This window comes from Verrucomicrobiota bacterium (genome assembly GCA_016871535.1).
GTDB lineage: Bacteria > Verrucomicrobiota > Verrucomicrobiia > Limisphaerales > SIBE01 > VHCZ01.
In genome coordinates this window covers 1-18847 of the sequence record VHCZ01000039.1, presented here as the reverse complement: position 1 = coordinate 18847, position 18847 = coordinate 1, and the positions used below count along the sequence as shown (strand labels likewise).

The window sequence follows — 18847 nt, the reverse complement described above, 5'->3', positions numbered from 1 at the left end:
AATCGGCGATGCGGCAGACTGCAAGTCTGCGCTACTAAGCAGCGCCCATTAGCTGCCCCTTGCTGGCGTCGCGGCCCGCATGGTATAGAAGCGCCATGGCAAGTGACCGTGCGCTCCTGGTTCGCCCGCAAGTAATCCCAACCCTGGATCCGGACTTTCGACCTGCGTTCCTCTGGAACCGAGCGTTCGCGGCCCAGGCCAGCGCTTCCAAGAGTCCGATCCGCGTCTCTCTCGCGGTGGAGCAAACCGACGGTTCGATCTTCCATCATTCGACCAGCATTCTTCCGGAGCATGACCCAGGCGCGAGCGCGAATTTCACTCACCTTGAACGTCTGGTGAAATTCCTTCTCTGGTCGCGCGGCGGATTTCGCATCCATTTCGACGGCCCGAAGCTCCTGGCCGAACAACTCCGCAAACATTACGCCGAAACGCCGACCGGTCGCTTCGATGCGAGTATCATGGGCGAGCGCGTCTATGAGCGCCCTTTTGAGATTGTGCACACGCCACAACTTCCGCCCGCCCGGTCCACCAGCAAACCTTTGGGCCGGTATTTGAAAGGCTGCCGCATCGGGTTTGACCTGGGCGGCAGTGATCGCAAGGTTGCGGCGGTGATCGACGGCCAATGCGTCTTCAGCGAGGAAACCATCTGGAATCCGGTTCCGCAGGCCGACCCACAGTGGCACTTCGATCAAATCATGGAGTCGCTCAAACTGGCGGCGCGGCATTTGCCCAGAGTCGATGCGATTGGCGGCAGTTCGGCGGGGGTGATCGTGAACAACCGGATCAAAGTCGCGTCGCTTTTCCGAGGAGTGCCTTTGGCTCTTTTCAATTCCAGGGTGAAGGACCTGTTTCTGGAGATGAGGAAAGCGTGGGGCGGGATTCCGTTCGAGGTCGCCAACGACGGCGAAGTGACGGCGCTGGCGGGTTCGATGGCGCTGGAAAAGAACGGTGTGCTCGGCATTGCGATGGGCACGAGCATGGCGGGTGGTTACGTCAATCCGAGCGGCAATATCACCACCTGGCTGAATGAACTGGCGTTCGCTCCGGTCGATTACAACCCTCACGCTGCGGTCGATGAATGGTCCGGCGACGCGGGTTGTGGCGTCCAATACTTTTCCCAGCAATGCGTAGGGCGATTGCTGCCCGCCGCCGGCATCGAGATGGATTGGGCGCTTCCCCTGCCGGAAAAGCTTAAGCACGTTCAGGAATTGATGCGGGGCGGCGACGATCGCGCGACGAAGATTTTTCAAACCATCGCCGCTTATCTCGGGTACGCGATTTTGCATTACACCGAGTTCTACGACTTCCACCACGTGCTCATTCTGGGACGGGTGACTTCCGGGGTTGGAGGCGATGTGATTACAGCCGGTGCCCGGGAAGTTCTGAGTTCCGAGGCGCCGGAGTTGTCCGAGAAGATCACGCTCCATTCGCCGGACGAGAAAGAGAAACGCCACGGCCAGGCAATCGCGGCGGCGAGCTTGCCTGGTTTGTTCCAGGGACTATGAGTTCGATCGAGAAACCCGCATTCAGACACGGCCTGCGATCGACGCCGCCACAATTCCTCTGACCCAGGTCAATCCCGGCTTGAGCCGTCACCGCTCAGAATGCCGGAAAAGAAAAATACAAGCTTCCTATGAATCCGTATCAAAGGTTCGCGGCTGATTATGTCCGGCTCTTGCAGGAAGGGAAATCGCTGCCGCATGGGAGTCGCCGCGACACTCCCCGCCTGGCGTTGTCGGCGGATGCTCCCACCGTGCTGATCTTCTCCCCGCATCCCGACGACGAATGCATCATCGGCGGATTGCCGCTCCGCTTGCTCCGCCAGGCGCGTATGCGCGTCCTCAACGTCGCCGTGACTCAAGGGAGCAACAAGGAACGGCAAGCCGCGCGTTTCAAAGAACTGCAAGGGGCGTGCGAGTACCTGGGGTATGGACTGATCCAGACTCGCGCGAACGGACTCGAAAAGGTGAACGCGAAAACTCGTTCGCAGGAGCCGGACTTCTGGGCGGACTCCGTGCGGACCATCGCGCAAATCCTCTCGGACAATCGCCCAAGAATTGTTTTCTTCCCTCACGAACAGGACTGGAACAGCACGCACATCGGCACTCACTGGCTTGTCATGGACGCGCTGAGAAGCCTGGCCCCTGAATTCAGTTGCTTCACGGTCGAGACGGAATTCTGGGGCGCCATGGCGACGCCGAACCTCATGGTGGAATCAAACCCGGAGGACGTCGCGGACATGGTCACGGGGACTTCGTTTCACGTTGGTGAAGTGACGCGCAATCCATTTCACCTGTTCCTGCCGGCCTGGATGCAGGACAACGTGCGACGCGGGAGCGAATTGGTCGGCGGCCAGGGCGAAGCGGCGCCGGACTTCGCCTTCGCCACGCTTTACCGTCTGCGACGTTGGGGCCAAGGCCGGCTGGAGAATGTGTTCGACGGCGGAAAGATCATTCCCTCCGCTTTGAATCCAGATCCGCTCTTTGCTCGAACCAGGGGGTCATGAACACCAAGCGAATGACCTGCCGCCTGGCCACTTTGGCGGACCTCGATTTACTGGCTGCCCTCAACGAACAGCTCATGCAGGACGAGGGGCATCCGAACGATCTGACGCGGCAGCAACTGGCGGACCGTATGCGAACCTGGCTCCAGGGTGAACATCGCGCAGTCATTTTCGAGGAGGGCCAGGACCTCGTCGCCTATGCGCTTTATTGCGTCGGTGAGCGTTCCCCGACGGATCGGTTCATATTTCTGCGGCACTTCTTTGTCCAACGGCCGCTGCGACGGAAGGGGATTGGCCGCGAGGCGGTGCGGTTGCTCCTCACGGAAGTTTTCCCGCCAAACGCCCGCGTCTTGTTGGACGTGCTCTACCACAATCAAGCCGCGAGAGCCTTCTGGCAGAAACTCGGTTTCACAGAGCATTGTTTGACCTTCGAAAAGCGCGGCGCTGAGTTCAACCGCGAATGAACACCGCGCGTCGAGCCGCAACCCAATAACCACGGATTTCACGGATCACACGGATTAGAGCGTGTCCGAAAATTCCGCGGGGTCCTGTTTTCGCGCCAAAGGCCGGATGGCGAGGCGCGACGAAGGAGAATATCCTCCCTGGATCTTCGACTGAGGAGCAACGAAGCCAGGCGGCCTTTGGCGCGAAAACCCTCCGGGCGGCGGGTCTTTTGTCCGTGGCCTGCGTTGGCTCGGTCCTTACAGCCCGCGTTGGGGATGCTCGGACCTCGCCGCCTTGGCCACAGCCAAAATCCCTCGCCGCAGGACCCCGCGCAATTTTCGGACACGCTCTTAGAGATCGGATGTCAATGCTTCGATCACGTCCTCATCCACGACCATGGTTTCTGCACGGGCGCAAGTTCTCCGATTTAACCTTGTAACGCTGTAACGAGTCCGGTCGCGAAGGTCGCGGCCTATGGCCTTGCCGAGATTTCCAACATGCGTTCGATCGGCAGGCGGGCGCGCTGGAGCGTCTCCGCGCTCAATTCCACCCGTGGCTCAAGGTTGGCCATGCAGTCGTAGAGCTTCTCCAGCGAGTTCAGCTTCATGAAGCGGCACTCGTTGCAGCGGCAATTGTCCGTGGGCGCGGCGATGAACTCCTTCTCCGGACATTCTTTCTTGAGCCGATGCAGCATCCCGGCCTCGGTGGCGATGATAATGGCTTTGGCCGGGCTTTGGCGGCAATAGCCCACCATTTTCTCGGTCGAACAAACCTCGTCCGCCAGCATGCGGACGGCGCGCGTGCATTCCGGATGCGCAACGAGCGGCGCGCCCGGATGCTCGGCGCGAATGCGCACGATGCTCGCGTGCGTCCACTCGACGTGCACGTAACAATTGCCGCGCCAGAGCGTCATCGGACGGCCGGTCTTCTCCATCACCCACGCGCCGAGATTTTCGTCGGGCACGAAGAGAAGGTCGCGATCCTTCGGCGCGGCGTTGACGATCTTGACCGCGTTGCCGCTCGTGCAAATGACATCGCTGAGCGCCTTGACTTCGGCGCTGCAGTTGATGTAGGCGATGGTCCAGAAATTCGGATTCGTTTCCTGCAACGCTTTGAGTCTGGGCGCGGGACAGCTTTCTTCGAGCGAACAACCGGCGTCTTTGTCTGGCAGCACGACGACCTTGCCCGGATTGAGAATCTTGGCGGTCTCGGCCATGAAGTGAACGCCGCAAAACACGATGACTTCCGCGCTCGTTTTGGCGGCTTGCTGGGAGAGTCCGAGGGAGTCGCCCACAAAATCCGCCACGTCCTGAATCTCCGGGACCTGATAATTGTGGGCCAGAATGACGGCGTTGAGCTTTTTCTTGAGCGCGAGGATTTCCTTGGACAGCGCATCCAGCTTCGCCGGGGGCGCCGGCCGACGCGTTTCAAAGCGATCCACCCCGCGCGGTTGAATCTCGGTTAAGTCAATCATGGCTCAAAGCTTAACCTGAGCCGCGTGCTGCTGCAACGCTCGGATCGAGGAACCAATTCACTTGCTGAGTCCGCGCTCGCTCGATCGGGCGAAACGAACCAGGTGCAGGATCTCCGGCAGCGGCGGCAATTCCGCTTCGATCCGATCCAGGGCGTTCGACACAGTCAGTCCGTCGCGGAAGAGGATTTTGAACGCCTGCTTCAACGCCGCCTGCGCTTCGTCGGAGACCCCGTTGCGCTCCAGGCCGACCTTGTTAATGGTGCGCGTCTCCGCCGGGTTGCCATCGGCCAACATGAACGGCGGCACGTCCTGCACGACTTTGGAACAACCTCCGATGATCGCCATCTTTCCGATCCGGCAGAATTGGTGGACCGCGGCCAGACCGCCGATTACAGCGTGATCTTCCACGGTCACATGGCCGGCCAGCGTGGCGACGTTGGACATGATGATGTGGTTTCCCAGGATCACATTGTGAGCGATGTGGCTGTAAGCGAGGATGTGATTGTGTGAACCGACGACCGTGACTTCGCCGTCACCGGTGGCACTGTGGATCGTGACGTATTCGCGGAACGTGTTTTCGTCCCCAATCTGCGTGCGCGTAATGCCGCCTTTCCATTTGAGGTCCTGCGTCTGCAGGCCGAGACTCGCAAAGGGAAAAACCTCGTTGGCGCGGCCCAGGGTCGTGTGGCCGTCGATCACGACGTGGGAGTGCAACCGGCAACCCTCCCCGAGCACGACATGCTCGCCGATGACGCAGTAGGGGCCGATTTCGCAGTTCGGGGCAAGCTGAGCTTTCGGATGAATGATCGCGGTGGGGTGAACCATTCGAATCATTTTTCCATCAGCATGAAGGTGACTTCCGCTTCGCTGACCACTTCGCCTTCGACGGAGCAGGCGCCCCGGGCGCGGCCGATCTTGCCGCGCGATTTGGTGAGTTCGACTTCGATGATGAGCTGGTCTCCGGGGCGGACAGGCTTGCGCCACTTCACGTTCTCGGCCGACATGAAGTAGGCGATCTTTCCGAAGTTCTCGGCCTGTTTGAGCATCAGAATACCGGAGGCCTGGGCGATCGCTTCCAGTTGCAGCACCCCCGGCATGACCGGATGATTCGGGAAATGGCCCTGAAAGTAAGGCTCGCTGATCGTGACGTTCTTGAGGGCCGTGAGTTTGTTCCCTTCGATTTTCAACACCCGATCCACCATGAGAAACGGATACCGGTGAGGCAGAATCTTGATCAGGTCCAGGATGTCCACCGCCACTGGTTCGCGCGCTGCAGCCGCCGCATTCGACGCCGGAGCCGGAGTGGATTTGGCCAGAGGAGGCGGGACAAAAGCCTGCGCCTTGACGAGCGGCTTGCGCATTTGCGCCTCAATGCGGCGAGCCAATTCGCAATTCGCGGTGTGGCTGGGTTTGACGGCGATGACGTGCCCCAACACCGGCCGCCCGACGAGGGTCAGGTCGCCCAGAATATCCAGAATCTTGTGGCGCACGAATTCGTCGGGAAAACGCAACGGCTCCGCGGTGAGGACCGCGTCGTCGCGAATGACGACCGCGTTTTCCAGGCTGCCGCCTTTGATCAACCCATTTTTGATCAAGAACTCGATTTCCTCGTAGAAACAAAAAGTGCGCGCCGGCGCCAGATCGCGCTTCCAGGTTTCCGGGGAGATTTCGGCCGAAAAGAATTGTGTGAAACGCCCGTGTTTGTCCGCGCTCGTGCAACTGATCTTCAATCCGTCGCCGGGAAACACGGAAATCGTCGTGTCGCCGTTTCGGACTTCGAGGGGCTCGCCCACGCGGTACGGTTCGCGCGGCTCGCTCTGCGGGACGACCCCGGATTTCTCCACCATTTGACAATACGGCTGCGCGCTGCCGTCGCCGACGGGCGGTTCATTGGAATCCAGTTCGACGATGGCGTTGTCGATCTGGAATCCGGCGAACGTGGCCAGGACGTGTTCGACGGTGTGAACGCGCAGGTTGCCCCGGCCCAGCGTGGTGGAGCGGGTCGTGTCGCAGACGTTCTCCACGCGCGCTTCCAGTTCTGGTTTGCCTTCCAGGTCAACCCGGCGGAAACGAATCCCCGTGTTGGGCGACGCCGGCAGAAACGTCGCGCTCACCCGGTTGCCGCTATGCAGGCCCACGCCGGAGAAACTGACGGGTTTGCCTAAGGTCTGCTGATGTGACACAGCGCCATTAAACAGGCCGGCCGCGCGCTTGGCAAGCAGCGGCGCGGCGCAGGTGCGATTACGCGTGTCGGTCAGTCGCGATTCGATTGGCCCCCCTCTCTCCCTGCGAGGAACGAGTGGGGAGAGAGTTGGAGAGAGGGGTTTCTTGGAAAAGCGAAATCGGACGGCTGATTCAAGAAGGAGCGCGGGCAGCTTGCCCGGGCGATGCGATGGCGAGATTCTTGAAAAACTCGCGGGCAGGCTGCCCGCGCTCCTTTGGCTCGATTCTTGAATCATCCGCGGAGCAATCTGGACAGATGCGATTCTCAGTTCACAAACAGGTCCGGCTTTGCTAAAAATCCGGCCGTGAGAGGTGAATCCAACGACGTGCGCGCGCTGCTGAAGCAATACTTCGGCTTCACTTCCTTCCGCCCGCTGCAAGAAGAAATCATTCGCGACGTTCTCGCGGGCAAGGACGTGTTCGCCGTGCTGCCCACGGGCGGAGGCAAATCGCTCTGTTTCCAGTTGCCGGCTCTGGTGCGCCCCGGACTCGTGGTGGTGGTGTCTCCGCTGATCGCTTTGATGAAAGATCAAGTGGACTCGCTCGAAGCTGCGGGAGTGGCCGCGACCTTTCTGAATTCTTCGCTCGCGGCGGGTGAATCGCGACCGCGCCTGCGCGGCCTTCACAACGGCGAATACCGGCTGCTCTACGTTGCGCCGGAACGATTGACGCTGGCGGGATTCCTGGAGGATTTGAAACAGTGGAACGTCAGCCTTTTCGCCATCGACGAAGCGCATTGCATCAGCGAATGGGGGCATGACTTCCGCCCCGAATACCGTCAGCTCTCCTCGTTGCGCGGCCAGTTTCCGGAGATTCCCGTGCTGGCGCTGACCGCCACCGCGACGGAGCGAGTGCGCCGGGATATTGTCGTCCAGCTTCATCTTCGCTCGCCCGGGTGCTACATCGCGAGTTTCAATCGCCCGAACCTCTCCTACCGCGTTTCCGCCAAAACCGGCGCGTATCAACAGGTGCTCGATTTCGTCCGGTCGCGTCCGCACGACAGCGGCATCATTTATTGCCAGGCGCGGAAGACCGCCGACAGCCTGGCGGAGAAGCTCAATGCGGACGGCATTCGCGCCGCCCCTTATCACGCGGGCATGGAATCGGAGGATCGCACGCGCAACCAGGAAGCCTTTCTTCGGGATGAAGTGCGCGTGGTCTGCGCCACGATTGCGTTTGGGATGGGCATCAATAAGCCCAACGTCCGCTTCGTCGTTCACTACGACCTGCCCAAGAACATCGAAAGCTACTATCAGGAGACGGGCCGCGCGGGCCGGGACGGTTTGCCCAGCGAATGCTTGCTGCTCTTCAGTCCGGGCGACCGCATCAAGTATGGCCGGTTCATCGATGAGAAGCCCGATCCGAAAGAACGCGAGATTGCGCGCGCCCAATTGGAGCAGATGGTCCATTATGCCGAGTGCGCCACGTGCCGCCGGGCGTTTTTGCTGGGATACTTTGGTGAGGTTTTTGCCCAGGTCAACTGCGGTGCCTGCGACAACTGCCTCGCCCCGCGCGAAACCTGGGACGGCACCCTGGCAGCCCAGAAATTCTTGTCGTGCGTTTATCGCGTTCGGGAACAAAGCGGGTTCGGCGTCGGCATCCAGCACATCGTGGAAGTGCTCAGCGGCGCGGATACGGAAAAGACTCGCAAGTGGGGTCACACCACGCTTTCGACTTACGGCATCGGCCGGGAACACAACCGTGCCGAATGGGCAGCCATTGGCCGCGAGCTCGTCCGCCTCGGTTACCTCCATCAGAATGCCGACAAGTTCAACATTGTCGAACTGACCGAGACCGGGCGCGCCGTGCTCAAATCGCGACAAAAGATTCCGCTCACGCGTCCCGTGACCGCGCCCGAACCGGAGAAGCATCGCTTTGGCGACATCACTTGCGATGAAGCATTGTTCGAACGCCTGCGCCAATTGCGCAAAAAGCTCGCCGATGAACTGGGCATGCCGCCTTACATCGTTTTCTCCGACGTCGCCCTCCGCCAGATGGGGCGGTTTTATCCGCAGACCGAGGCCGAGTTCAGCCGGATCAGCGGTGTGGGCGAGAAGAAGCTCCGCGAATTCGGCGAGGTCTTCATGGCGGAAATCACGGCGCACTTGCAGTTGAATCCGCGACAAATCTTCGCGGACGATTCTTTCTCTGAACCGCCGGCGCCGACGCGTTCGAGACTCACGGAGACGGTTTTCGCGACGCTGCAGTCGTTCCGGCAAGGCCGTTCGGTCGAAGACATCGCCCGCATGCGCGGGCTCAAGGAAAGCACGATCTACGGACACTTGTGTGAAGCCGTCGAGGCCGGCCAGATGGTTGAGCTGAACCGCTTGCTGGACGAAAACGCGCGGCGCGAGATCGAAGCGGCGTTCGCCCGCTTCGGCTTCGGGAATTTGAGCGGCGCGGTGGAATTCCTGGGCGGCAAGTACACGCATGGCCAATTGCGGATCTTCCGCGCGGCGAGACAGACGGCGAGAAGCGCCGTAACCGGAGGCGTTGAAACGCGGGAGCCGTTGTGAAAAGCCGCCGGGAGAAAATGTCCCTGGAGGAATTCCATCGCCTCCCCTTTACTGAGCACTGATTACTGATCACTGATTAGCGCCGGACAGACTCCAGCCTGCGGTGTTCACCGGGATGCTCCAGAGCGTTCCCCCAGCCGTGATGTAGAGAGTTTTCAGATCTCCGCCACCGAAGGCGCAGTTCGTCACCTCATCCTTTGGAATCGGCGCAAAATCCAGCAGCTTGCCTTCGGGCGACAGGATATAGACGCCGCCTTTGAACTTGTCCGCCGTTTCGGAAGGAGGATTCGCGACATTCAAGCCGCCGGCCACATAAAGACGTCCTTTCCGGTCCATTTTCAGACCGTCCGGGCCGCGGCCGGTTTCCCAGTCGAAAATCAACCGCCGGCTTTTCGGATCAATGCTGCCGGCGGCTTTGAGATCGAAGCGCCAGAGCTTGCGTGCGCCGCCTACCGTGTTGTTGTTATTGTCCGCGACGTATAGGTATTGATCGCCGGGCGAGACCAGAATCCCGTTCGGCCGATCGACTTCGTGCGTGATGATGCGCGCGACCTTGCCAGGCGCATCGATCCGATAGACGCCTTCGACCAGGTTCCCCTGGTCGTCCCGAATTTCCATGCTGTCGCGTTTCCCATAACGCGGATCGGTAAAATAGATGCGGCCCTTGGAGTCGATGGTCAGGTCATTGGGCGAATTGAACCGTTTGCCGCCGTCGTTATCCGCAAGCACCGTGATCGTTCCGTCGGCTTCGGTTCGCGTGACGCGGCGATTACCCGCCTCGCACGTCACCAATCGACCCTGGAAATCGAAGAGCAAGCCGTTCGCCCCGCCGGATGGGCTGCGAAAAGTGTGCGTCTGACCGGCGGAATCGAAGCGCGTAATGCGATTTCCGCCCGTGAAGTAAAGATTCCCTTTGCGATCCCACGCCGGCCCCTCGCCCGCGCCGGTGACGCCCTCGTTCCTGGGCTTGGCCCCACGCGGCAGAGGTTGATCGTCTTGCGCCCAAAGCCAGGCAACGAAAAGTGGAAAGCAGAGTGCGAGAATGGGCATTCTGGAGAAACTCATAAGATTGGATTTGATGGGAAAGGTCCATACACCTTGCCCGTGAATAACCAAGCTGAATCTTGCGGACCTTGAGGGCAAAGGAAGCGTCACTAAAGTCGAGCCACGCGAATGAAATCACTCGCCTCGGTCTTACCCTTGGTCGCAATGGCCCTGCTGTCGATCCCCTCGTCCGCCGTCGCTGCACCGTCGATTGATTTGATGCGGGTGCCGGAGAACGGCATCCAGCCAAGTGAATCGCGACGAGGTTCTCCTGATTTCCAACGATCGCAGCGAATCGTTCGAGACTGCCCACACGCATCGCTGGATCATTCCCGCCTGCCCGATGAGCAGCGCTTCGTTCTTCGAGGGCCCCATGGCGACCCTCGCCGCCTGGGAAACGGAGGGCCAGGTGTACTGCGCTCGCGTCGCGTCCGGGAGTTCCCAGGTTACGCAAGTCTTCGCGCCTCCGGGAAAGGGCAAGCGCAAACATCCAGTCGTGGTCAGCAACGCGAAAGGAGAAACCCTTTTGGTGTGGACGGAAGGAACCGGATGGCAAAAAGGCGGAGCGCTCGCCTGGCAACTTTTCGACCGGGAAGGGCAACCCTGTCGGAGCAAGCCAGGAAGGATGGGATTCCGGTTTGGAGTTTCGCCGCGGCGATCGCCAAGCCAGACGGCCGTTTCGCCATCCTCTATTGAATCTTGAACGAGTTAACTGGCGGCGACGGCCTCCGATTCCTTGGGCTTGCTGACCCTGGCGCCTCCCGACGATTTCAGCAAGGTATCTTTAACGTCCTCAAGCAAGGCGAATCCTCTTTCCGGGTTAAACCGCATACTGTCCTCAGCCATGCGCAGCGTCTCAATCAGCGCGCTGAGCATCCGGTTGTTTCGCTCCTTGGTCCGAAGCGCCGTTTGCAGCAGCATCGAAGCGCCGGTGCAAACCAGAGTCCGCCCTTTGAGTTCGACAACTTCCAGCCTCGGGGTCACGGCGAAGTTCCGCGAATGCCAGGTCACTTCGACGATTCCTGCGGGGAGGTTTTGTTCCAGGCGGGTGAACTGCCGTTGTGCCGGCAAAACTCTGCGCACGCACTGGACCAGCTCATCAAGTTCTGCTGAGGTCGCCATGTCAGTATGCTCAAGCAGGCGAGATGCCAAACTTGCCGGGACGGTTTGCGAATTCAGGAAGCTGGAACCTCGGGCCGGACTCTTCGCGAAATCGCGTCCAGATTAGCGCCGTGTGAGGCCAACCCGAAACCGCGGAAGCATTTCCAATCCGTCAACCGATTGGCGCGAGGACGACGGAGGATCCAGCCCTGTCACGTTTCTGGACAGGCCATGTCTAGTAATTGGCTTTGTGGGAAAAACGTCCGTCAATTGACGATGCGATCCAGGCTACTGGCCTCCGGACGCGGGTCGAGCCGTGGTTTCGGGCTCGTGAGCTTTCTTTCGGATGTAGTGCTGAAGCGCCAGCAAGTCTTCGTCGGTCAGGTTTGGATAGGAGGGCATGCCGCGATTGACCTTGGCGCCACCGCGCACCACCTGCTCGAATACCGGCGCGGCGAGCGGAACTCCGGACGCGCGCAGATCCGGCGCCATGCCGCCGGCAATCATTCCCCCGCCGTGACAGGATCCACAGAGGCCCCAGATGGAACCACCCTTCTCGGCCAGCGCCGGGTCAATCTTGTAGCCTGGAATCACAATCGGCTTGGGGAAATACGGAGCGGGCTGCTTGGGGAGTTCTGCCTTTCCTTCCAACGAGAAGCCCACCAGACGGCGCCGATGCACGCCATAGGCCCAGCCCTCAAGGCCCTGTCCCAATCCCGCCGCCGCACCGCCCCAGCCTACGAGCAGCGCCAAGTACTGACGGCCATTCAGGCGATAGGTGATCGGCGGCGCCGAAATTCCCAGGCCCAAATCGACCGTCCAAACGGTCTTTCCCGTGGTGGCACTATAGGCGATCAACTTTCCATCGGGGCGTCCTTGAAAGACCAGGTTCCCCGCCGTGCAGAGGGTTCCCGCATTCCAGTTGTGATCCTGCGGAATGGACCATGCAGACTTCTGCTTGATCGGATCCCACGCCTGCAGGGACCCAGAATAGTTGTGCGGCGGCTTGGCCGGCCCAAGAATTACGCCAAGTCCGCCGTAAAGTTTATGGAACGCCAGGTTTTGGTTAACCCGGAAATCCGCCTCCTCACGTCGTCGGCTACGGCTTCATGGTCCCCATGCCGGCAGAATGAGAATTGCCGCGATGCTGCTATTCGATTTCGCCCTGGAAATCATGTTGCCGCAAGGCCTCGTACAAGACCAGCGCGACGCAGTTGGAAAGATTCAAACTCCGGGCCTTGGGGTTGAACATCGGGATGCGCAACCAGGTTTCGCGATGCTGCGCAAGCAGTTCTTTCGGCAGGCCCGCCGTCTCTCGTCCGAATACCAGATAGTCGTCGGGACCGTAGCGCGCGTCGGCATAGGGGCGCGGGCCTTGAGACTCGATGAACCAAAGGCGGGAAGACGCGGAAACCTGGTTGACGAAGTGGGTCCAACTGGGCCAGCGATGCCATTCGACGTGCTGCCAGTAATCCATGCCGGCGCGCTTCAGTTGACGGTCGTCGAGCTTGAATCCGAACGGTTCGATCAGATGCAGCCGCGTTTTTGTGGCGGCGCAAAGGCGCGCGATGTTGCCGGTGTTCGGCGGGATCTCGGGTTCGATCAAGACGATGTTCATTTCCACGGTCAGCTTCGATCAGGTTTCCGTTCGTAGATCACTTTCCACAAAACCAGGCCGTGCGCCGGCGCGGTCATCCCGGCAGCGCGCCGGTCTTTTCGGGCGAGCATTTGTTTGACCTCACCCGGACTGAATTTTCCCCGGCCCACCTGCACGAGCGTGCCGACGATGCTGCGGCACATTTTGTACAGAAAACCGTCGCCTTCGATAATGAACGTCAGGAGCGCCCCGCGTTTGAGGAGGTCGCAGCGTGTCAACGTGCGGACGGTCGAATCCATTTCATAATTTCGCGTTCCGGCGAACGAGGCGAAGTCATGCTTGCCCAACAAATGGCGCGCGGCGGCCCGCATGGCGGCCAGGTCCAGCTTGTAGTGCACGAGCCACGCCTGGTGGCGAAGGAGAGGGTTCATAAAGTGATGAGTCCAGACGAAGTAGCGGTATTGTTTGCCCGTTGCGTCGAAGCGGGCGTGAAAATCGCTTCGGCAGCGTGTGGCCGCCATGACGCGGATGTCGTGTGGCAAATGGGCGTTGATGGCCAGCGGAAGCTTCGCCACCGGCATTTTGAACTCGGCTTTGGAAATCTCGACGTGCGCGACCATGCCAAGCGCGTGCACACCGGTATCCGTCCGGCTGGAACTGTGAATATGCCGAACACCGGGAAAGAGCTTCCGCAAGGCTTCCTCGATGCGCTGTTGCACACCGATGCCAGTGTGCTGCACTTGCCAGCCGGCGTAATCCGTGCCGTCGTACGCAATGGTCAGCTTGAATTTAACCGAGTCCACGGAGCGAGACTTTACGGCTTTGAAGACCGTTCGTCACGTCGGCAGGTTTTGGACTCGTTTTGGACTGCGGAAACGGGGCTTGCGAAGCCGTCGTGTTGAGCGTGGTGTTCGCCCAGAACCGAAACACCTTAACAGGAGGCAACGGAGTCAACTGAGAATGAATGGGGAGCGCGACTCCGTTGCCTCTGTTTGCTCCTGTTAAACGAACGGACGTCTATCGAGGTTTCCGCGCTGTTGTCAGGAGTTGACGCCTGCGTGATTCATCCCCCACCCGACAGGCTGTCCAGGTAACTCTGCAAAAGAATTGCCGCCGCCATCTTATCTACCTTCTCTTTGCGCGCGCGGCCTCGAACTTCGGCTTCGGCCAAAAATCGATTCGCCTGCACGGAGGTGAGTCTTTCATCGAGCGTCCGGATGGGAGTGGTGACGGCCTGCCTCAGCGCCGCCACGAAATTCTGAACTTTCAACGCGGCCGGCCCGTAACTGCCGTCCATGTTCCGCGGCATTCCGACCAGGATCAATTCGACCTGTTTCTCGCGAAGGATTTCTTTCAGGCGAGCCAGAAAGGCGGCGAAGGGCTCCGCGGGAATGAACTCCAGCGGATGCGCGAGCATTTTCAGTTCATCGCTGACGGCGACGCCGACGCGTTTGGTGCCGTGGTCCAGAGCAAGGATGCGCATGGCGAACGTCCCGGATCAAACGGCTTGCTGCAGAAGAGACCGGACTTCGATGGCGACATCCGGGAATGCCAGCGGCCTTGCTTCATCTCCAATGCGCAACACCTGCTTCGACGCATAACCAACGTAATGCGGTTCACGGTACACTTCCATGGTTTGCTCTGGAAGATTGATGATCCAAACTTCCTGAATGCCTGCACGGCCATAAGCAGGGAGCTTTCTTGTGCGGTCATAGACCACAGAGCTGTCAGATACCTCTATCAAAAGATATACATCGTCGGGCCCGGGATGACGCCGGGTGTAATCGTCCGCGGCAGGCTTCAGAAGCATCCAGTCCGGCTGCGGTTCCGAATGCTCGTCCAACCGCACCGGATCCTGGGCGGCAACCACCCAGCGCTCCCGCGAAAGCCGGGCGAAAAGGCGGATCAGGCGTTTGCTCACACCTCCATGAAATGGACCAATGGGCATCATATCGATGATCTGCCCGTCGAGAAGTTCAACACGCGTCTCGGGACCCAAGCCGCCGGTGTCGCCCATTCGATGGTATTCTTCAACGGTGAACCGATGGATCGTTTCTACAGGCACGGCGAAAGCTTATTCAATCTTCAATCCGCTCGCAAGGGCAGCGCCACAACGCCTGAACCGTCAAAGGACCGCCAAGGCCTTTGCCGCTGCTGTCACAGTCGCATCAATCTCTTCGGGACTGTGCGCCAACGAAATGAACCCCGCCTCGAACTGCGACGGCGCGAGATAGATGCCCCCGGCCAGCATGCCGTGGAAAAACTTCGCGAACCGCGCCCGGTCGCTCTTCAGGGCGTCGGCCAGGTTGTGCACGGGCTCACCGGTGAAGTAAGCGCAGAACATCGAGCCGCAACGGTTGAATTGCACGGGCACCCGCGCCATTTTCGCGGCCTCAGCCAGCCCGGTTTCGAGGGCGGCTCCCAGTTTTTCCAGCTTTTCATAAGCGTCGCCGGACTTGATCTCCTCCAGCGCCGCGATTCCCGCGGCCATGGCCACCGGATTGCCGCTGAGCGTGCCTGCTTGATACACGGGCCCCAACGGCGCCAGGCAATCCATGACCTCGGTGCGGCCTCCGAACGCCCCCACTGGCAAGCCGCCGCCAATGATCTTTCCAAAGCAGGACAGGTCAGGCGTGATTCCAAACCGTTGTTGCGCGCCGCCCCAGGCCAGCCGGAAGCCCGTCATCACTTCGTCGAAAATCAGCAGCGCGCCGTTTTCCAAAGTGATTTGGCGCAGCGACTCCAGGTAGCCTGGTTTCGGGAGATAGAGGCCCGCGTTTCCCGGAACCGCTTCGAGAATGACGGCGGCGATATCGCGAGGATTCGCCGCGAAGGCTTGCCGCACGGCATCGGCGTCGTTGAACGGCAAAACGATCGTGTGCTGCGTGAATGCCTCAGGCACACCGGCGCTGTCGGGGTGTCCGAACGTGAGCGCGCCCGATCCAGCCTTCACGAGCAATGAATCCGCGTGGCCGTGATAACAGCCCTCAAATTTGACGATCTTGTTCCGCCGGGTGAAACCGCGCGCCAGGCGGATCGCCGACATCGTGGCTTCCGTGCCTGAATTGCACATACGCACTTTTTCAACGCTCGGCACGGCGGAACAAATCAGTTTTGCCATCTGCACTTCGAGCGGATTGGGAATGCCGAAACTGGTGCCCTGTTCGGCCGCTTGTTGAACGGCCCGAATAATCTTCGGATGGGCGTGGCCCAGGATAGCTGGGCCCCACGTGCCGACGTAATCGATGTATTGATTTTCATCGATATCGAAGACCCGGGCGCCTCGGGCGCGCGTCACAAAAAAAGGCTGGCCGCCGACGGCGCGGAACGCTCGCACGGGCGAGTTGACTCCTCCCGGAATGTGTTTCAACGCCTCGGCAAACAATCGTTCGGATTTAGCGCGCGAGATACTCATTTGCCTCCGAAATAAGTTTCCTGAAGCGAGCCGCGCTCCGTGCGCACGACCATTCCGGCGGAGACCTTGTGGCGTGAAAACCAGCCCTGGTTCATTTCCAACACGAACTGCACCCGATCCGACGCCGCTTGAATGGCGGCCTCATCGAGTGGCTTCATGTCGCGAATCTCCAGGATGACTCCGTCGGGGTCGATATAGGCGCAGGTGAGCGGCAGAACCGTATTGCGCATCCAGAACGACGCGCGGTGCGGATGGTCAAACACGAACAGCATTCCATGGTTCTCCGGCATTTCCTTGCGAAACATCAATCCAGTCTGAATCTGAATCGATGATAGAGCTTGCTCGGCGGTGATCTCTTCGGCGCCGAGCCAGAGCTTGAGGGTCGGGAGAGTTCCCTGGGCTTGAGTGGGTTCACCCGGGCTGGCTGCCAGCGGCGCGCTGGCCAAGCGCTCGGTTCGATTGCAGCCCAACCAGAGTCCAGCGATCATGATCAAGAGCCAACGGCACGTCAGAAGTTTCACTCTCGCAGCGTGGAGGAAGCGCCCTGAATTTTCAATCCTCAGAAACCAGCCATTCTGCCCATGAACCAGACGGTAGGGCGAGCCTGTCCCCAGCGAGCCGAGTCGAACGTGTTCCACGCACGTCGAGCGGCTCGCCGGGACGGACTCGCCCTACCGGGTTCATGGGCGGAATGGCTGCTCAGAAACACCCCTTGAATACCTCCGATTCTCTAAATCCTGCCGGAGCGCGGCGTTTACGCCGCTTCCACATCCAAAGCCTCGGGCCGCGCCGGACCTTGAAGCGGTGCAAGCGCCTAAACGCCACGCTCCGGCTGGGGTTCCAAAGCTTGAATTGATGCGCTCATTCACGGCATCGTTTACGTATGAATTGCATCATGGGTGGGATTGTGTTTCTGATGTTGTCAACTGGTTTTGCCTCCTGCCAGGCAGGCACTCTCGCGCAATTTCGAACGCCGCTCGGCGACATCGAGGTAGAACTGTTCCGCGAGGATAAACCGGTCACGGTCGAGAATTTCCTGCGTTACGTGGGAAACGGGGCTTACACCAACCTGTTCATGCATCGCTGGGTGCCAGGCTTCGTGGTCCAGGGCGGAGGTTATCATACGGCGGTGATTTCGAATCGCACGGTGATCGATGCCGTGTCACGCCAGCCTGCGATTCCCAACGAGTATGGGGTGGGCCGGACGTTCAGCAACACCTACGGCACGCTCGCCATGGCGCGTGTGTCCGGCCTGACCAACTCGGCCAGCTCGGAATGGTTTTTCAATTTGCGCGACAATCGGGAACTGGACGCCGTCGATGGCGGCTTCACTGTGTTCGGCCGGGTCTTGCGTGGGACCAACGTTTTGAACCGCTTCAACAACGTCTCCGCGACCAATGGCATTTATCGGCTCCTGCTCGAAGCGCCGTTGAACGAACTCCCGGTGCTCTCTCAGACGCCGACGTTCAACGATCTGGTCTATGTCGATATTTCGCTGCTGCAACTCCAGGTCGTGCCCGTGCCCGGCGGCGCCGCGTTGTCCTGGCGGAGCATCAGCAATCGGCCGAATCACATCGAATTCAGTGAAGCCGCGTCCTCTCCGTGGCGAATCCTGGTCACGACCAACGGCAATGGCGGAATGCTGCGTTTCCTTGATGCCGGAGCGCGCGGGCAAACCCGCTTTTACCGCGTCCGAGTGGATTACTGAGGTTCGCGCGCCCTAACCCGCATAAGCGCGCAAATGGACAGCCGTGTTTGGGAATTCGTCCACGACCGGATCATCCGTGGTCACGAGCGGGATGCCCAGGTCCAAGGCCAGAGCGACGAACTCACAATCGTAGGCGGAGCGGTGGGAGCGGCTGATGCAGTCCAGGACCGTTGAAGAACGCACGGTGAACTCGCGACCCCAGAGGAGATTCTCGGCGAGCCGCATCAAGCCTCTCGCTTCATCAATCGGCAGCCTCTGATGCCGAACGTAAATCGACAGAACGTTGCGGAATTCCGATCTCCACAAAATCGGTGCGCACCATTCGTCTTTTCGGGCCGCGGCGCATGCCGCGTCGTGAAGTGGGCCCGGGATCAGGAAGTAACTGATCACGCTGGTGTCCACTACAATCACGGTCGCCCTTGATTCTTGGCTTCGCGGAGGAATTCCTCCGTCAACGGCGGCAAGTTGGTACGCGCATGGATTTTCTTGATGTCGGCCAAAATCGCCTCGACATCCACGGGCGTGGGTTCCACCGCCTTTTCCAGGATGTCGATGACCTCCCAATTGAGACTTCGCTTGTTGGCGTCAGCCCGTGCCTTGAGCTTGCGATGGAGCCGCGCCGGCAGGTCTTTGATGGTTACGTTCATGGCGCCACCAAACTGAAACCAAAATGATGTCCTGTCAAGCAAGCCATCGATCGCAAAATGAAAGAAGTGCTGATCGTTTACCGGGAAGTGAGCCAACTGGTCGAGTCGCCGCCGCCCCCCGGCACGCTGCGGACGGTGACCGTATCGGTGGATGAGAAACCGGGCGTGCAAGCGC

21 protein-coding genes are annotated in these 18847 nt (G+C 60.0%); 7 read left to right on the top strand and 14 right to left on the bottom strand.

Annotation, left to right across the window (positions count from 1 at the left end):
* The first annotated feature begins 95 nt into the window (after nucleotides 1-95).
* From FJ398_07660 to FJ398_07650, 3 genes are all read left to right on the top strand, one after another.
* Entirely contained in the window at nucleotides 96-1505 is a 1410-nt protein-coding gene (locus FJ398_07660) for an ROK family protein (protein ID MBM3837831.1), read from the top strand.
* 128 nt (nucleotides 1506-1633) lie between these two features.
* The gene (locus tag FJ398_07655) at nucleotides 1634-2506 is read left to right on the top strand and encodes a PIG-L family deacetylase (GenBank protein MBM3837830.1); all 873 of its coding nucleotides are present in this window, start codon (nucleotides 1634-1636) and stop codon (nucleotides 2504-2506) included.
* Nucleotides 2503-2967 carry a GNAT family N-acetyltransferase gene (locus FJ398_07650; protein ID MBM3837829.1) on the top strand — a complete coding sequence of 155 codons (465 nt, stop codon included), beginning with the start codon at nucleotides 2503-2505 and terminating at the stop codon, nucleotides 2965-2967. The genes FJ398_07655 and FJ398_07650 overlap by 4 nt, the downstream gene beginning before the upstream one ends.
* A 452-nt stretch (nucleotides 2968-3419) precedes the next feature.
* On the opposite strand, the gene nadA is transcribed toward FJ398_07650, so the two are convergent.
* The 3 genes from nadA to FJ398_07635 are packed head-to-tail and all read right to left on the bottom strand — an operon-like array spanning nucleotide 3420 to nucleotide 6880.
* Nucleotides 3420-4421 (bottom strand): quinolinate synthase NadA, encoded by a 1002-nt coding sequence (nadA, locus tag FJ398_07645; protein MBM3837828.1) that lies wholly within the window; start codon nucleotides 4419-4421, stop codon nucleotides 3420-3422.
* 57 nt (nucleotides 4422-4478) lie between these two features.
* Nucleotides 4479-5246, bottom strand: a complete 768-nt coding sequence (gene lpxA / locus FJ398_07640) for an acyl-ACP--UDP-N-acetylglucosamine O-acyltransferase (protein MBM3837827.1) — start codon at nucleotides 5244-5246, stop codon at nucleotides 4479-4481.
* Between the two features lie 5 nt (nucleotides 5247-5251).
* A complete protein-coding gene (locus tag FJ398_07635; GenBank protein MBM3837826.1) occupies nucleotides 5252-6880 on the bottom strand; it encodes a bifunctional UDP-3-O-[3-hydroxymyristoyl] N-acetylglucosamine deacetylase/3-hydroxyacyl-ACP dehydratase in 1629 nt (542 codons plus the stop codon).
* A 90-nt stretch (nucleotides 6881-6970) separates the two neighbouring features.
* Here FJ398_07635 and recQ point away from each other — a divergent pair, with 90 nt between their 5' ends.
* The gene (recQ, locus tag FJ398_07630; GenBank protein ID MBM3837825.1) at nucleotides 6971-9160 is read left to right on the top strand and encodes a DNA helicase RecQ; all 2190 of its coding nucleotides are present in this window, start codon (nucleotides 6971-6973) and stop codon (nucleotides 9158-9160) included.
* A 69-nt stretch (nucleotides 9161-9229) separates the two neighbouring features.
* Here recQ and FJ398_07625 read toward each other — a convergent pair whose 3' ends face one another.
* On the bottom strand, nucleotides 9230-10225 hold the full coding sequence (locus tag FJ398_07625) for an SMP-30/gluconolactonase/LRE family protein (protein ID MBM3837824.1): 996 nt from the start codon (nucleotides 10223-10225) through the stop codon (nucleotides 9230-9232).
* 229 nt (nucleotides 10226-10454) lie between these two features.
* On the opposite strand from FJ398_07625, the gene FJ398_07620 reads away from it, so the two are divergent.
* Nucleotides 10455-10907 (top strand): hypothetical protein, encoded by a 453-nt coding sequence (locus FJ398_07620; protein MBM3837823.1) that lies wholly within the window; start codon nucleotides 10455-10457, stop codon nucleotides 10905-10907.
* 5 nt (nucleotides 10908-10912) lie between these two features.
* Here FJ398_07620 and FJ398_07615 read toward each other — a convergent pair whose 3' ends face one another.
* From FJ398_07615 to FJ398_07580, 8 genes are all read right to left on the bottom strand, one after another.
* The gene (locus FJ398_07615) at nucleotides 10913-11326 is read right to left on the bottom strand and encodes a hypothetical protein (GenBank protein MBM3837822.1); all 414 of its coding nucleotides are present in this window, start codon (nucleotides 11324-11326) and stop codon (nucleotides 10913-10915) included.
* 267 nt (nucleotides 11327-11593) lie between these two features.
* Nucleotides 11594-12163, bottom strand: coding sequence for a hypothetical protein (locus tag FJ398_07610; GenBank protein MBM3837821.1), 570 nt, complete (start codon nucleotides 12161-12163; stop codon nucleotides 11594-11596).
* A 292-nt stretch (nucleotides 12164-12455) separates the two neighbouring features.
* The gene (gene trmL / locus FJ398_07605) at nucleotides 12456-12923 is read right to left on the bottom strand and encodes a tRNA (uridine(34)/cytosine(34)/5-carboxymethylaminomethyluridine(34)-2'-O)-methyltransferase TrmL (protein ID MBM3837820.1); all 468 of its coding nucleotides are present in this window, start codon (nucleotides 12921-12923) and stop codon (nucleotides 12456-12458) included.
* A gap of 8 nt (nucleotides 12924-12931) precedes the next feature.
* Entirely contained in the window at nucleotides 12932-13705 is a 774-nt protein-coding gene (gene truA / locus FJ398_07600; protein MBM3837819.1) for a tRNA pseudouridine(38-40) synthase TruA, read from the bottom strand.
* A gap of 260 nt (nucleotides 13706-13965) precedes the next feature.
* The gene (ruvX, locus tag FJ398_07595) at nucleotides 13966-14385 is read right to left on the bottom strand and encodes a Holliday junction resolvase RuvX (GenBank protein ID MBM3837818.1); all 420 of its coding nucleotides are present in this window, start codon (nucleotides 14383-14385) and stop codon (nucleotides 13966-13968) included.
* 15 nt (nucleotides 14386-14400) lie between these two features.
* Entirely contained in the window at nucleotides 14401-14919 is a 519-nt protein-coding gene (locus FJ398_07590) for a Uma2 family endonuclease (protein ID MBM3837817.1), read from the bottom strand.
* Nucleotides 14920-15027: 108 nt separating this feature from the next.
* Nucleotides 15028-16311 carry a glutamate-1-semialdehyde-2,1-aminomutase gene (hemL, locus tag FJ398_07585; protein ID MBM3837816.1) on the bottom strand — a complete coding sequence of 428 codons (1284 nt, stop codon included), beginning with the start codon at nucleotides 16309-16311 and terminating at the stop codon, nucleotides 15028-15030.
* Between the two features lie 2 nt (nucleotides 16312-16313).
* Nucleotides 16314-16838, bottom strand: a complete 525-nt coding sequence (locus FJ398_07580) for a DUF192 domain-containing protein (GenBank protein MBM3837815.1) — start codon at nucleotides 16836-16838, stop codon at nucleotides 16314-16316.
* A 362-nt stretch (nucleotides 16839-17200) separates the two neighbouring features.
* Between FJ398_07580 and FJ398_07575 the strand changes: the two genes are divergently transcribed.
* Nucleotides 17201-18025 carry a hypothetical protein gene (locus FJ398_07575; GenBank protein ID MBM3837814.1) on the top strand — a complete coding sequence of 275 codons (825 nt, stop codon included), beginning with the start codon at nucleotides 17201-17203 and terminating at the stop codon, nucleotides 18023-18025.
* A gap of 12 nt (nucleotides 18026-18037) precedes the next feature.
* Here the strand turns inward: FJ398_07575 and FJ398_07570 are convergent, their stop codons facing one another.
* The gene (locus FJ398_07570) at nucleotides 18038-18436 is read right to left on the bottom strand and encodes a type II toxin-antitoxin system VapC family toxin (protein ID MBM3837813.1); all 399 of its coding nucleotides are present in this window, start codon (nucleotides 18434-18436) and stop codon (nucleotides 18038-18040) included.
* Complete coding sequence (locus tag FJ398_07565) at nucleotides 18433-18672, bottom strand: Arc family DNA-binding protein (GenBank protein MBM3837812.1); 240 nt, start codon at nucleotides 18670-18672, stop codon at nucleotides 18433-18435. The genes FJ398_07570 and FJ398_07565 overlap by 4 nt, the downstream gene beginning before the upstream one ends.
* A gap of 57 nt (nucleotides 18673-18729) precedes the next feature.
* Here FJ398_07565 and FJ398_07560 point away from each other — a divergent pair.
* A partial coding sequence (locus FJ398_07560; protein MBM3837811.1) for an IS630 family transposase occupies nucleotides 18730-18847 on the top strand: 118 nt, incomplete at its 3' end.

Coding starts and splice junctions, on each gene's coding strand:
- FJ398_07590 (MBM3837817.1), bottom strand. CDS start 14,919: ATGGGCGACACCGGCGGCTTGGGTCCCGAGACGCGTGTTGAACTTCTC.
- FJ398_07565 (MBM3837812.1), bottom strand. CDS start 18,672: ATGAACGTAACCATCAAAGACCTGCCGGCGCGGCTCCATCGCAAGCTC.
- nadA (MBM3837828.1), bottom strand. CDS start 4,421: ATGATTGACTTAACCGAGATTCAACCGCGCGGGGTGGATCGCTTTGAA.
- trmL (MBM3837820.1), bottom strand. CDS start 12,923: ATGAACATCGTCTTGATCGAACCCGAGATCCCGCCGAACACCGGCAAC.
- FJ398_07615 (MBM3837822.1), bottom strand. CDS start 11,326: ATGGCGACCTCAGCAGAACTTGATGAGCTGGTCCAGTGCGTGCGCAGA.
- FJ398_07655 (MBM3837830.1), top strand. CDS start 1,634: ATGAATCCGTATCAAAGGTTCGCGGCTGATTATGTCCGGCTCTTGCAG.
- FJ398_07625 (MBM3837824.1), bottom strand. CDS start 10,225: ATGAGTTTCTCCAGAATGCCCATTCTCGCACTCTGCTTTCCACTTTTC.
- FJ398_07635 (MBM3837826.1), bottom strand. CDS start 6,880: ATGATTCAAGAATCGAGCCAAAGGAGCGCGGGCAGCCTGCCCGCGAGT.
- FJ398_07650 (MBM3837829.1), top strand. CDS start 2,503: ATGAACACCAAGCGAATGACCTGCCGCCTGGCCACTTTGGCGGACCTC.
- ruvX (MBM3837818.1), bottom strand. CDS start 14,385: ATGCGCATCCTTGCTCTGGACCACGGCACCAAACGCGTCGGCGTCGCC.
- FJ398_07660 (MBM3837831.1), top strand. CDS start 96: ATGGCAAGTGACCGTGCGCTCCTGGTTCGCCCGCAAGTAATCCCAACC.
- lpxA (MBM3837827.1), bottom strand. CDS start 5,246: ATGGTTCACCCCACCGCGATCATTCATCCGAAAGCTCAGCTTGCCCCG.
- FJ398_07575 (MBM3837814.1), top strand. CDS start 17,201: ATGAATTGCATCATGGGTGGGATTGTGTTTCTGATGTTGTCAACTGGT.